Origin of the sequence: Streptomyces sp. NBC_00466, assembly GCF_041433995.1 — a bacterium.
GTDB lineage: Bacteria > Actinomycetota > Actinomycetes > Streptomycetales > Streptomycetaceae > Streptomyces.
Window position 1 is genome coordinate 292618 of sequence record NZ_CP107896.1, and the last position, 13740, is coordinate 306357.

Here is a 13740-nt window from a genome sequence, read left to right on the forward strand (position 1 = left end):
GCTCTGCTGAAGAACGACTACCGTTTCCGGGTCGGTGTCGGCAAGAGCACGGACGGACTCAGCCGCCTGCGGCCGCCGCTCTCACCTGGTGCTCGCTCCGGGGCGCGGCGCCCGGGTCAGCGCCTGTTCGAACCAGACGGTCTTGCCGTGCGCGTTGGCGCTGGTACCCCACTCGCGGGCGAGAGCGCTCACCACCAGCAGCCCACGGCCCGACTCGTCGTCGCTGACCTCGCAGAGCAGGGCGGCCGTCCTGACCAGGCGCAGCCCGACCTCGTGGGTACGGCCGTGCCTGACGGCGTTGGTGACGAGTTCGCTGACCATCAGCTCGGCCGGCTCCACCGCGTCCGGCAGTCCCCAGTCGAGCAGTTGCCCGCGGACCAGCCGCCGGGCCCGCGCCACTTCGCGGGGGTCGAGGGCGAGCTGCCACTCGGCGACGTCGTCGGCGGGGATCCCGTTCACCCTGGCCATCAGCAGGGCCACGTCGTCCTTGCGGCCGCCGCTCGGGTTCAGCGCGCGGATGATCGTGTCGCAGGCGTCGTCCATGGAGGCGGCGGGGTGTGCGGCGGACGCGCAGAGCGCGGCGAGGCCCGCCCCGATGTCCTGGCCGCGCACCTCGACCAGACCGTCGGTGCAGAGGATCAGCCGGTCGCCGGGGCTCACCCGTACGGTCGCGGTCTCGAAGGCGACACCGCCGACACCGATGGGCGCGCCGGTCGGCAGATCGAGCAGTTCGGCCCGGCCGTCGGCGGCCCGGACCAGGACCGGCGGGATGTGCCCGGCGTTGGCGATCTGGAGTTCGGAGCGGATCGGGTCGTAGACGGCGTACAGACAGGTCGCCAGATACTGCTCGCCGAGCCGCTGCGCCAGGTCGTCGAGGTTGCGCAGCAGCTGGGCGGGCGGCATCTCCATGGTGGCCATGGTCAGTACGGCGGTCCGCAACTGGCCCATCATCGCGGCCGAGTTGAGTCCGTGCCCCATCACGTCACCGACGACGAGCGCGGTCCGGGAGCCGGGCAGCTTCACCGAGTCGAACCAGTCGCCGCCGACCCTGCCGAGCCGGGCGCCCGGCAGGTAGCGGGTGGCGATGTCGCAGCCGGCCATCCGCGGTTCGACCGTGGGCAGCATGCTGTCCTGGAGCGTCTCGGCGACGTTCTCCTGGTAGGTGTACATACGGGCGTTGTCGAGGACGAGTCCGGCACGGGCGGCGAGTTCGGCGCCGGTGGTGCGGTCCATGTCGTCGAAGGGCTCACGGCCCGGCCGGCGCATCAGCACCATGAAGCCGAGCACCACGTCGCGGGCCTTCAACGGCACGATCAGCAGCGACCTGTGGGTGATCAGCGGCCGCAGATCACGCTTCTCGAACTCGCCGGAGATCCGGTTGCTCAGCTCCTCGTCCACGTGCCGTACGAGAACGGGCTCACCGGTGACCATGCACTGGAAGAACGGCGTGTGCTCGGGGAACGCGATGGCCTCGCCCACCGGCACGGTGTCGTCCCAGCGGCCCGGTTCGTCGTTGTGCTCGACCCACACCCGGTGCCAGACGGTGGTGACGTCGGGCGGGCCGTCGGGGAAGCCTTCGCCCGCGAGCACCGCGGCGCGCAGATGGGTGCCCGCGAAGTCGGTGAAGCGGGGAACCGCGGCGCTGGTCACCTCGCGGATGGTGCGTTCCAGATCGAGGGAGGTGCCGATCCGCCCGCTGGCCTCGTTGAGGAACTCCAGCCGCTCGCGGACAGCGGCGTACTCCAGGTCGAGTTCGGGGCGGGGCGCCGTGCGGGCCGCACGGGGGCCGTCGCCGGTCCCCCGGGACGCATCACCGGGCAGGCCGCGCGGGGTGTGCCGCGGCACACCCCAGTCCGGGGTGACGGGGAACTGGTCGCGGCGGCTGAACTCCATTACCGGATAGCCGAGTTCGAGGACCTGGGCAACGATCCCGGTCGCCTCCTGGACACTCATGTTCGGCAGGATCTCGGGGAGCCGTCCGGCCAGCTCCAGGTAGCCGGGGAAGTCGGTGTGGAGGGCGAAGCCTGGGGCTACGGTCCCAGGGGTGCCGTCCCCTTCGTCTTCCGCCGCCTGCGCGGCGTCGGCCGCGAGGACGAGCAGCCGCTCCGGGCCGGGGCCGACCAGCGGATACGCCCACCAGAGCACATCGATACGGCCGCGCACCGGCTCGTCGAGCCGGGCCCGGCCGGCTGACGGGTAGGCGATGATCCCGCTGATCGAGTTGTCGAGTTCCGGGCCGAGGTCGGCGTACGTCCCGTCCGGGCCGCGCTCTCCCTCCTGGCGCAACGCCCCGGAGACCGGCAGGAGTTCGCCCGCGGCGCAGCCGATCGCCTCCTCGCGCGGTACGCCGAAGAGCCGGCGGGCGCCCGTCGACCAGTGCGAGACCAGCCCTTCGCTGTCGACGACCACCACGGCGAGCGGCACACGGCCCACCGCGGCGTCGCGCGGCGGCTCCGGCCTCTGTGGCGGTACACCAACGTCCATGGCTGGAAGGCTCCTTCCCGGCCGCACTGCTCTGCGGTACGTGGGTCCACCGTACGGCCCCGCGTCCGGCGCCCGGGGGCCATCGGCGGAATCGGCCCCGACGGGTGGTGCGCCCGGCGCGCGCCCCGGCCCGGTACACCCGCCGGGGGCCGGTCCTCACGGGCCGGCCCCCGGGGATCGGTTCTCCCGGGTCAGTCCTCGTGGCCGAGCTGGAGATCGCGCTCGGTGCGCCCGCCGCCCGCGACCTGGAGCACTGTCGCCACCGGCGGATAGCCCGCCGCGATCACCGTGTACTCGCCGGACGACAGATCCACGAAGCGGAAGGTGCCGTCGGGGCCCGTGGTGAGGGTGTCCACGACGTTTCCGGCCGCGTCGAGCAGCGTCACCCGCGCGTCCTCGACGGGCCGGCCGCCGCTCGCACGCACGGTGCCGCGCAGCACGGCGCCGCCGGCGAGTTCGACGTCCTGCCGGGTCTCGCGTGCTGCCTGCACACTCACCGGCATCGCGGCCGGGCGGAACGCGGGGGCGCTGCCGGCGAGTGTGTACTCACCGGCCACCAGCTCGTTGATGACGTAGCCGCCCTCCCGCCCGCTGCGGGTGGAAGCGACCACCTCACCGCGTACGTCGGTGAGCGTCACGGCCGCGTCGCGCACCGGCGTGCCGTCGGCGGTGACCACGGTCCCGGCCAGCCGTCCGGCGCCGCCGAGCACCACGTCGAGATCGACGGGGCGCTCGCCGACCGTGACACTGACGGCCTGCGGCTGGTGGCCGCCCGCCGCCGCGATGAGGACGTACGAACCGGATCCGGGCACGCTCAGCGCGTACCGCCCGTCCTCGCCGCTCGCACCGCGCCCGATCTGGCGTCCGGTGATGTCGATGAGAGTGAGTGCCGCGCGGGGCACCGTTGATCCGTCGTAGTGCTGGACGGTCCCGCAGACGGGGACGCCCGGGACGTACGGGGCTTCCGGAGTGCGGGCCGCGGGCACGGTGGCATCCGGTGCGGCGGTGGGGGCGTTGTGGGACACCAGCGGTTTCTCCTTGAGGAAGAAGGCGATGAACAGGCCGAGCACGAGCACCGGCACCAGGTAGAGGAAGATCCGGGGCATGGCGTCGGCGTACGCCCGGATGTAGCCGTCGCGTACGGCGGGCGGCAGCGAGCGGACCAGCTGCGGGGTGATCGACTCGGGGTCGGGAAGGTGCGCGCCGGACGGGATGCGGACCTTGAGGGCATGGGTGAGGCGGTCGGCGAAGAGCGCGCCGAAGACGGCCGCGCCGACGCTGCCGCCGATCTGCCGGAAGTAGTTGTTGGCGCTGGTGGCGGTGCCGAGGTCGCGGGGTGGCACGGAGTTCTGCACGGCCAGCACCAGGATCGACATGATCAGCCCGATGCCGATGCCGAGTACGGCCATCCAGATGCTGTACGTGAGCTGGGGGGTGTCGGTCTCCAGGCGCGAGAGCAGCCACATCCCGACAGCCGAGATCGCGCTGCCGAGCACCGGGTAGATCCTGTACCGCCCGGTGCGGCTGGTCAGTTGCCCGGAGACGATGGAGGCGATGACGACGCCACCCATCATCGGCAGCATGAAGAGCCCGGACTCGGTGGCGCTGGCGCCGTCGACCATCTGCAGGAAGGTCGGCAGATAGCTGGCGGCGCCGAAGAGCGCGACGCCCACGACGGCCCCGACGAGCGCTGTCACGTTGAAGATCGAGTCGCGGAACAGCCGCAGTGGGATGATGGGTTCGGGCGCGCGGTGCTCGACGGCGAGGAAGAGCAGGGTCGCCACGGCGCATCCGGCGGCCAGCCCGACGATGGTGCGCGAGCCCCAGGCGTACTCGTTGCCGCCCCACGTCGTCAGCAGCACCAGGCAGGTCGACGCGACGGCAAGCAGCAGCGCGCCGAGAATGTCCAGGCGGGGCCTGGCAGTTGGCTTCGGCAGCTTCAGCACGACCGTGATGAGAGCCAGGGTGACCAGGCCGAACGGCACATTGATGTAGAAGCACCAGCGCCAGGACGCGTGGTCGGTGAAGAAGCCGCCGATGAGCGGTCCTGCGACGGAGGCGAGCCCGAAGACCGCGCCGATCAGCCCCATGAACCGGCCACGTTGGCGCGGCGGCACGATGTCGCCGATGATCGCCTGCACGCCGATCATGAGGCCGCCGCCCCCGATGCCCTGGACGGCGCGGAAGGCGATCAGTTCGTTCATCGTCCGGGACCAGCCGGCCAGGGCGGAGCCGATCACGAAGACGATGATCGCGAACATGAAGATGCTCTTGCGGCCGAAGAGGTCGCCGAGCTTGCCGTAGACCGGCAGGCCGATCGTGGAGGCGAGAAGGTACGCGGTGACGGCCCAGGACATCTTGTCCAGGCCGTGCAGTTCACCGACGATCTTCGGCAGCGCGGTCGCCACGATCATCTGGTCGAGGGCCGCGAGCAGCAGCGTGAGCATCAGCCCGAAGAAGACCATCCGCACCCGGCCGGGGCTGAGTTCGGGCTGCTCCCCCGGCGCGGGGGGTGACGGGGGCGGGACGGCCGCCGCTTCCGTCAGGACATCGGTCTGCCCGTCCGGACCGTCCTTCACCAGAGTGATGCCACCCACGTACCGCTCCCCTCGTCGCGCCTGCGCCGCCCTTTTCTCGCATTCGGCGACAAGGGGTGCAAGCGCGACGATTGGCGCGCGAGGCGCACGCCGGGGGCTTCAGGGCCGGTGGGAGCCCCTACGGCGCACAACGGGGCCGTACAGAAAACCACTCGAACCGGTGAGCTTCATTTCCGCCCGAAGGGGTTACGCAGCTGACTGCTTGCCCACTTCGGCTTCGAGCTTCGCGAGGAGCTCGTCGTAGATGCGGCCGAGGCCCTTGGGGGCGAAGGTCTTCTCGAAGAATCCGCCGATGCCGCCGGCGCCGTTCCACACGGTGGAGACGACGGCCTTCGACTTGCCCTCCCCGGCGGGGGTGACCGTCCAGGTGGTCACCATGGAGGAGTTCCGGTCCTTCTCGACGAGCTGGCCGTCGGTCGGCTCGGTCACTTCGAGCAGGCAGTCCCGGATGCGCTTGCTGGTGGCCTGGAGCTTCCAGTGGACGAGCGTGCCGTCGCCGTCGCCGCCCTCCCGGACCTCGTACTCGCTGAAGTGCCCCGGCAGGAGCTTCTCGCGGGTACCGCTGTAGTCGGCGAGTGCATCGAACACTGCCTCGGCGTCCGCCGTGATGATCCGCTCCGTGGTGGCCTCGACCTGCGCCATACCAGTTCCTCCAGCTGTCGTTCTTCAGTCGGTGTGATGAACCGCGCCCTGAGCCAACCACCTCGGGTGCGGGCACGGAAATCCGGGTTGCACGAACCATGGGAACAGGTGTTCTATTCAGGAGTACGTGCTATCGAGGAGGCGCCATGCGCTGGGACCAGCTGACCCGGAACGCCGGGAACGACACCACCGCAGGGGACGGCGGAACCGGTGGGAACGCCGCGCTGTTCGGAGCGGACTCCGTGACGACCCGCACCTTCGACACCCCGGAATTCCGCGGGATCACCTTCCACGAGGTACGGGCCCGTTCGATCGTGAACCGGGTGCCCGGCGCCTCCCGGATGCCGTTCGAATGGACGGTCAACCCCTACCGGGGCTGCAGCCACGCCTGTGTGTACTGCTTCGCCCGCAAGTCCCACAGCTATCTGGACCTCGACACCGGTCTCGGCTTCGACTCGCAGATCGTCGTGAAGACCAACGCGCCGGAACTGCTGCGCGGCAAGCTCGCCTCCCGCCAGTGGCAGGGCGCACACATCGCGATGGGCACCAATGTCGACTGCTACCAGCGGGCGGAGGGGCGGTACGGGCTGATGCCGGGCATCATCTCGGCCCTGCGCGACTACGCGAACCCGTTCAGCATCCTGACCAAGGGCACGCTGATCCTGCGCGATCTGGAGCTGCTCCAGCAGGCCGCGCTGGTCACCGATGTCGGCGTCTGTGTCTCGGTCGGCTTCGTGGACGAGGAGCTGTGGCGCACGGTGGAGCCGGGCACCCCCGCACCGCTGCGCCGGCTCGATGCCGTACGCACCCTGACCGACGCGGGGATCGGCTGCGGGGTGCTGATGGCCCCGGTGATCCCGTTCCTCGGTGACCACCCGGACCAGCTGCGCGCCACCGTCCGCGCCGTGGCGGCCTCCGGGGCGACCTCGGTGACCCCGCTCGTCCTGCATCTGCGGCCCGGGGCGCGCGAGTGGTTCATGTCCTGGCTCGGTGAGCGCCATCCGCAACTGGTCAGGCGCTACGAGCGGTTGTACGCGGAGGGGGCGTACGCCCCCAAGTGGTACCAGCGCCGGATCACCCGCCAGGTGCACGAGCTGGCCGCCGAGTACGGCATTGGCCCCGCCCAGCGCGGTGTGCCGCGCCGGATCCCGGCACCGCCCGAGACCTCACCGGCGGTGCCCACCCAGCTGACGCTGATCTGAACGGGCCCTGCCTGAACGGGGGACGGCCCTTGCCCGAGCAGGAGCGGTCTCGTCCCCCCGGGCAGGAACGGCATTTGCCCGAGCAGGAACGCCTCCTTGCCCGAGCAGGAACGGCCCTATCCGAGCAGCCCCAGCGCCCGGGTCGCCGCTGCGTGCAACGCCGGGCGGGTCAGGGCCGCTTCGAGCACCGGACGGGCGCGCGGGTCGCCGAGCAGCCCCAGCCCCTCGACACAGCCGAGCGCGACCCGCGGATGCGGGCCGTCGGGTGCCAGCAGCGGCGCCAGTGTGCGGATCAGCGCGGGCGCGGACTCGGGGGCCCGCAACTCCGTGAGCAGCCGCACCGGCTGGAGCGCGTAGGCCGTGCGCAGCGGGTTGGTCGCGAGGGCCGCCGCGGCGCGGGCGGTGCGCGGGTCACCGAGGCGGGCGAGCGCGTACGCCGCCAGGACGCAGCGCTCCGGGTCGCGGTGGTTGAGCAGCAGCACCAGGGCCTCGAAAGCCCGGCGATCCCGGGCGCAGCCCAGCCGGAACGCCGCCAACTCCCGGGCCCACAGCGGCTGTCCCGTCTCGGTCAGGACCCCGGCCAGCTCCTCCAGGTCCGCGGTGGCGGCCAGCCGTTCGTACGCCGCCGAGCCCCCGGCCTCACCGCGCAGCCGGTCCGTGAACGACCGCGAATCCTCGTCCGTGCCGGAGTCGTCCATGCCGGAAGCCTCGTCCATCCCGGAAGCGTAGTGCCGTGGCCGCGGCCATGAAGGGCGGACGGCTTCCGTGGCTGAAACGGGCAGGGCGGCCGGCCGCCCGTGAACGCCGGTCCGCCGGCCCCCTCCTCACCGCCTCACCGCCTCACCGCCTCACCGCACGGCGGACCCCTCGCGGGCCGCCGCCACCAGCGCGGCCGCCACCCGGGTGTCGTCCCCGGCCTCCGGATGCCACTGCACGGCCAGGGTGAAAACACGCGCGCCGGGCAGTTCCAGCGCCTCGACGGTGCCGTCCTCCGCGTACGCCGAACCGAGCAGCCCGCGGCCGAGCCGGTCCACCGCCTGGTGGTGGTAGGTCGGCACGGACACCGGCTCGGGCAGCGTCCCGCCCAGGAGCGTCCCGGGGACGGGCCTGACGACATGCCGGTCGAAGACGCCGGGCGCGCCCGCGTGTCCTTCGAGGTGCTGGACGAGGGTGCCGCCCAGCGCCACGTTCAGCAGCTGCAGCCCCCGGCAGATGCCCAGCAGCGGTACACCGCGCTCCAGCGCGGCCTCGATCAGGGCCAGTTCCCAGGCATCCCGGTCCAGGGCCGGCGGCCCCGTCCTGGGGTGCGCGGCGGCGCCGTAGCGGGCGGGCTCGACGTCCGCGCCGCCTGCGATCACCAGCCCGTCCAGGCGGGCGACGGCCGACGCGGCGGCCGACGGGCTGTCCGGCGGCAGCAGCGCCGCGAGCCCGCCCGCACGCTGCACCAGCCGGTGGTAGCCGGCGGGCAGCAGGGCTGCGGGCAGCGACCACACCCCCCAACGGGCCTCCTCCAGATACGTGCTGATGCCGATCAGCGGCTGGGACATCGGCTCCTCCGTGCGTGTGTAGGGCGGGTGGCCGGCGAGGGCCCGGGTGCGGGGCCGGGCCGCCCGGCCGGGTCAGTCGCGTTCGAGTTCGGCCTCGGCCGCCGCCAGCGCCGCGAACTCCTCCTCGGGCGCCGCGGCCACCAGATGGTGGCGGGAGTAACACGCGAAGTAGGCCAGCGCCACGCCGTAGACGCCCAGCGCGATGAACGCCGCCTCCTTGTCGACCAGGAACGTCGCGACCAGCGCCGAGCAGGCAAGCACGAACGCGACGGACGAGGTCAGCATCCCGCCGGGGGTGCGGTACGGGCGGTGCAGGCCGGGTTCGCGCCGGCGCAGCACGATGTGCGAGAGCGACATCAGCGCGTAGGAGATGGTGGCGCCGAAGACCGCGACGTTCAGCATCCGGGCGCCGTCGCCGGTGGCCGCGGCGAGCGCGAAGCCGAGCGCGCCGGGGATCAGCAAGCCGAGGTAGGGCGCCTTGCGGCGGCTGGTGAGGGAGAGGAAACGGGGAAGGTAGCCGGCCCGGGAGAGCGCGAAGAGCTGCCGCGAGCCGGCGAAGATGAGGGAGAAGAACGAGGCGACCAGGCCCGCGAGACCCGCGTAGTTGACGATCCGGCTGACCACCGTCGGCTCGCCGTGCGGCTGCAGCGCGTGGACCAGTGGATCGCCCACGGACTGGATCGCGGCGGAGCCGCGTGCACCGGTCGCCGCGGTGAAGGTGACCAGGGCGAGCAGCAGCAGAATGCCCATAGCGGCGGCCATCGCCTTCGGCAGGACGCGGGCCGGGTCCCTGGTCTCCTCGGCGGCCAACGGTACGCCCTCGACACCGAGGAAGAACCACATACCGAACGGGAAGGCCGCCCAGATGCCCAGAACACCGAACGGCAGCCAGGAGTTGGCCCCGAGGGTGCCGCCGTGGACCGGGATGTCGTTGAGCGTGTCCACATGGAAGTCGGTGAACGCGGCCAGCGCGAAGACGACGATCGCGGCGACGGCTATCGCGGTGACGACCAGGCTGAACCGCAGCGCCTCGCCGACGCCCCACAGATGGATGCCGATGAAGATCACGAAGCAGGCGAGATAGACCGGCCAGCCCGAGTGCAGGCCGAACAGGCCGAGCGCTTCGACATAGTCACCGAGGAAGATGGCGATCGCGGCGGGCGCCAGCACATATTCGATCAGGATCGCGGTCCCGGTGAGAAAGCCGCCCCAGGTGCCCAGCGCGCGCCGGGCGAAGCCGTAGCCACCGCCCGCGGTCGGCAGGATCGAGGACAGCTCCGCCAGCGCGAAGACCAGGCAGGTGTACATCAGGCCCATCAGGACGGCGGCGACGGCCAGGCCGCCGAAGCCGCCGTGCGCCAGACCGTTGTTCCATCCCGAGAAGTCTCCCGACACGACGTAGGCGACGCCCAGACCGGTCAGCAGCAAGGGCCCGGCGCTGCCGCGGCGCAGCGCCCGCCGCTCCAGATAGGCGTCCTCGGGCGATGCGCTGCCGCCCGGTAAGGAAGCGGGCGGTGGTGCGGTCCGTGCGGTTTCCTCGCTGTCGGCCATGAGCCGCTCCTGCCTCGCCGTCGGGGATCCGGAGTAAAGGTTCAGCGGCATACCTTTGCCGCCCGTACCGCTCCGGCGCAAGACCCGTGCGCGAGACTTGTGCGCGCAAGAGCTGTACGCAAGACCTGTACGCGCAAGACCTGTACGCCGACGGGCCGTCAGGGCGCCGGGGCCGTCAGGAATCCCCGCAGCAGGGCGGCGGTCCCGCAGCAGTGCTCGCGCATCACCTCGCGCGCGCCGTCCGCGTCGCCCTCCAGCACCGCCTCCACCAGCGCACTGTGCTGGGTCTGCGAGTGCTCCAGATTCCGCACCAGGAGCGGAATGCAGTCCAGCAGATCGTTCACCCCGGCCCGCACCGCCGCGTACTGAGCCGCCAGCGACGCCGAACCGGACAGCTCCGCGAGCGTCAGATGCAGCATCGTGTCGCGCCTGCGGTAGTCCGCCAGCGGCGCGTCATGGGTCGCCGCCAGCGCGGAGCGCAGCCGGTCGCCCTCCGCCCCGGTCAGCCCGTGCGCCGCACACAGCCCGGCCGCACCGACCTCCAGCACCTCCCGGAACCGCAGCGCGTCCTCGACATCGATCTTCCCGATCCGGCGCCGCAGTTCGGCCTCGCCGGGATTCTCCGTACGCACCCGTACGAACGTTCCGCCGTAGCGCCCGCGTCTGGCCTCCACCAGACCCTGGTCCTGCAGGACCTTCAGCACCTCGCGCAGCGTCACCCGGCTGATCTGCAGCCGCTCGGCCAACTCCCTTTCCGAGGGCAGTCGTTCACCCTGGGAGACCAGGCCGAGCCGGACTATCTGGAGTATCTGCTCCAGCGCCTCCTCGAAACCGTTGCCCGCCCGCACCGGCCGCAGCACGGGTGCGAGCCGATCCAACGCACCGTCCATCACCAACACCTTCCCAATCAATGGTTCACGCGCATACCTTATGACCTCCGGATGCAGTGACAGGAGGCAGAACCGTGGCTGACCGCACGCCCCCACTCTCGGTCGAGGAGCTCAGAGTCCTCGTGGAAGCCGGAGAGATCGACACTGTCGTCCTCGCCTTCACGGATATGCAAGGCAGGCTCCAGGGCAAGCGGTTCGCCGCCCGCTACTTTCTCGACACCGTCCTCGAACACGGCACGGAGGGCTGCAACTACCTGCTCGCCGTGGACGTGGACCTGAACACCGTCGGGGGCTACGCAATGTCCTCCTGGGAACGCGGTTACGGCGACTTCGCCCTGCACGGCGACGCGGCCACCCTGCGCCGCACCCCCTGGAACCCCGGCACCGCACTGATCACCGCCGACCTGGCCTGGCACGACCGCTCACCGGTCGTCGCCTCCCCCCGGCAGATCCTGCGCCGCCAGCTCGACCGGCTCGCCGAGCGGGGCTGGAGCGCGTACGCGGGCACCGAGTTGGAATTCATGCTCTTCAAGGACACCTACGAGGACGGCTGGTCACGCGGCTACCGCCAGATGAGTCCGGCCAACCAGTACAACGCCGACTACTCGGTGCTCGGCACCGGCCGCGTCGAACCCCTGCTGCGCCGCATCCGCAACGAAATGGGCGGGGCCGGCATGACGGTCGAGTCGGCCAAAGGCGAGTGCAACCTCGGCCAGCACGAGATCGTGTTCGTCTACGACGAGGCGCTCACCACCTGCGACCAGCACAGCATCTACAAGACCGGCGCCAAGGAGATCGCGGCGCAGGAGGGCATGTCGCTCACCTTCATGGCGAAGTACGACGAGCGGGAGGGCAACTCCTGCCATATCCACCTCTCGCTGCAGGACGCGGACGGCCGGCCCCTGCTGGCCGACGACAGCGGCCCGTACGGCATGTCGCAGGTCATGCGGCACTTCCTCGCTGGCCAGGTCGCCGCCATGCGGGACTTCACGCTCTTCTACGCCCCGAACATCAACTCCTACAAGCGCTTCCGGGCCGGCTCCTTCGCACCCACCGCCGTCGCCTGGGGCCCGGACAACCGGACCTGCGCCCTGCGGGTGATCGGCCACGGCCGCTCCCACCGCCTGGAGAACCGGCTGCCCGGCGGCGATGTGAACCCCTACCTGGCGGTCGCCGCGATGGTCGCGGCCGGCCTGTACGGCGTGGAGAACGAGCTGGAACTCCCCGATGCATGCACCGGCAACGCCTACAACAGCGACGCCGCCCATGTCCCCACCACGCTCCGCGAAGCCGCCGAGCGCTGGGAGAACAGCCCGATCGCCCGGGCCGCCTTCGGCGACGAAGTCGTCGACCACTACCGCCACATGGCCCGCGTCGAACAGGACGCCTACGACACCGCCGTCACCGACTGGGAACGCTTCCGCTCCTTCGAGCGCATGTGAGGAACAACCACGTGGTCAATGTGCATGAGCTGGACATCATCAATCCGGCGACCGAGGAACTGGTGGCCACCGTCCCCACCACGTCCCCCGCCGAGGTCGACGCCGCGGTACGCCGGGCCGGCGCCGCCCAGGTGAAGTGGGCCGCCCTGGCACCCGCCGACCGGGCCCGCGTCCTGCGCCGGTTCGCCGATGTCGTGGACGCCCACCGCGAGCCTCTCGCCCGGCTGGAGATGCAGGAAGCCGGCCACCCGCTGGGCAACGCGGAGTGGGAAGCGGGCAATGTCCGCGATCTGCTGCACTACGCCGCCGGCGGGGTGGAACGCCTCAACGGCGCCCAGATCCCGGTCGCGGGCGGACTGAACGTCACCTTCCACGAACCCCTCGGCGTCGTCGCCGTCATCGCCCCCTGGAACTTCCCGATGCCGATCGCCGCCTGGGGCACCGCCCCCGCGCTCGCGGCCGGCAACGCGGTCCTCCTCAAACCGGCCGAGACCACCCCCCTCACCGCGCTCCGGCTCGCGCAGTACGCACTGGACGCGGGGCTCCCCGAGGGCCTCTTCCAGGTCCTGCCGGGCAAGGGCCCGGTCACCGGCGCCGCCCTCGTCGACCACCCCGCCGTCGCCAAGGTCGTCTTCACCGGCTCCACCGCCACGGGCCGCCGGGTCGCGGCCCGCTGCGCGGAGCAGACCAAGCGGCTGACCCTGGAACTCGGCGGCAAGAGCCCCAACATCGTCTTCGCGGACGCCGACATCGAGGCCGCCGCGGCCGCCACCCCCGGATCCTTCCTCGACAACACCGGCCAGGACTGCTGCGCCCGCAGCCGCATCCTCGTCCAGCGCTCGGTCTACGACCGCTACATGGAACTGCTGGAGCCGGCGGTCAAAGCGTTCGTGGCCGGCGATCCCGCCGACCCCGCCACCCTGATGGGCCCGCTGATCTCCCACGCCCAGCGCGAACGGGTACGGTCCTACGTCCCCGAGGAGGCCCCGGCCGCCATCCGCGGCGACGTACCCACGGGCAAGGGCTTCTGGTACCCGGCCACCGTCCTGGAAGGGCGGCCCGGTGACCGTACGGCCGTCGAGGAGATCTTCGGCCCGGTCGCCGTCGTCCTCCCCTTCGACGACGAGGCCGACGCGGTCCGGATCGCCAACGCCACCGACTACGGGCTCTCCGGCTCCCTGTGGACCCGCGACGTCGGCCGGGCGCTGCGGGTCTCGCGCGCTGTCGCGGCCGGCAACCTCTCCGTCAACTCCCACAGCAGCGTGCGCTATTCGACACCCTTCGGCGGATTCAAACAGTCCGGACTCGGCCGTGAGCTGGGCCCGGACGCGCTGAACGCCTTCACCGAGACCAAGAACGTCTTCATCGCCTCCGAGGAGTACTGA

10 protein-coding genes are annotated in these 13740 nt (G+C 71.5%); 3 read left to right on the forward strand and 7 right to left on the reverse strand.

The annotated features are described in order from the left end of the window. Positions 1-81: 81 nt before the first annotated feature. From OG210_RS01295 to OG210_RS01305, 3 genes are all read right to left on the reverse strand, one after another. Positions 82-2484 (reverse strand): SpoIIE family protein phosphatase, encoded by a 2403-nt coding sequence (locus OG210_RS01295; RefSeq protein WP_371534831.1) that lies wholly within the window; start codon positions 2482-2484, stop codon positions 82-84. A gap of 191 nt (positions 2485-2675) precedes the next feature. After that, complete coding sequence (locus OG210_RS01300; RefSeq protein WP_371534833.1) at positions 2676-5081, reverse strand: MFS transporter; 2406 nt, start codon at positions 5079-5081, stop codon at positions 2676-2678. Between the two features lie 186 nt (positions 5082-5267). After that, positions 5268-5723: an SRPBCC family protein gene (locus tag OG210_RS01305; RefSeq protein WP_328333273.1), complete on the reverse strand. Its 456-nt coding sequence runs from the start codon at positions 5721-5723 to the stop codon at positions 5268-5270. Between the two features lie 146 nt (positions 5724-5869). Here OG210_RS01305 and OG210_RS01310 point away from each other — a divergent pair, with 146 nt between their 5' ends. Continuing rightward, positions 5870-6925 (forward strand): Rv2578c family radical SAM protein, encoded by a 1056-nt coding sequence (locus OG210_RS01310; protein WP_328333271.1) that lies wholly within the window; start codon positions 5870-5872, stop codon positions 6923-6925. Positions 6926-7041: 116 nt separating this feature from the next. Here the strand turns inward: OG210_RS01310 and OG210_RS01315 are convergent, their stop codons facing one another. The 4 genes from OG210_RS01315 to OG210_RS01330 all read right to left on the reverse strand — a co-directional run bounded on the left by OG210_RS01315 (position 7042) and on the right by OG210_RS01330 (position 10913). Continuing rightward, positions 7042-7641, reverse strand: a complete 600-nt coding sequence (locus OG210_RS01315) for an adenylosuccinate lyase (RefSeq protein WP_328333269.1) — start codon at positions 7639-7641, stop codon at positions 7042-7044. Between the two features lie 132 nt (positions 7642-7773). Beyond that, positions 7774-8472: a gamma-glutamyl-gamma-aminobutyrate hydrolase family protein gene (locus OG210_RS01320; protein ID WP_328333267.1), complete on the reverse strand. Its 699-nt coding sequence runs from the start codon at positions 8470-8472 to the stop codon at positions 7774-7776. Between the two features lie 72 nt (positions 8473-8544). Continuing rightward, on the reverse strand, positions 8545-10023 hold the full coding sequence (gene eat / locus OG210_RS01325) for an ethanolamine permease (RefSeq protein WP_371534836.1): 1479 nt from the start codon (positions 10021-10023) through the stop codon (positions 8545-8547). A 158-nt stretch (positions 10024-10181) separates the two neighbouring features. Further along, positions 10182-10913 carry an FCD domain-containing protein gene (locus OG210_RS01330; protein WP_328333263.1) on the reverse strand — a complete coding sequence of 244 codons (732 nt, stop codon included), beginning with the start codon at positions 10911-10913 and terminating at the stop codon, positions 10182-10184. Positions 10914-10987: 74 nt separating this feature from the next. Here OG210_RS01330 and OG210_RS01335 point away from each other — a divergent pair, with 74 nt between their 5' ends. Next, positions 10988-12355 (forward strand): glutamine synthetase family protein, encoded by a 1368-nt coding sequence (locus OG210_RS01335; RefSeq protein ID WP_371534838.1) that lies wholly within the window; start codon positions 10988-10990, stop codon positions 12353-12355. Between the two features lie 20 nt (positions 12356-12375). Next, positions 12376-13740, forward strand: a complete 1365-nt coding sequence (locus OG210_RS01340) for an aldehyde dehydrogenase (protein WP_371540124.1) — start codon at positions 12376-12378, stop codon at positions 13738-13740.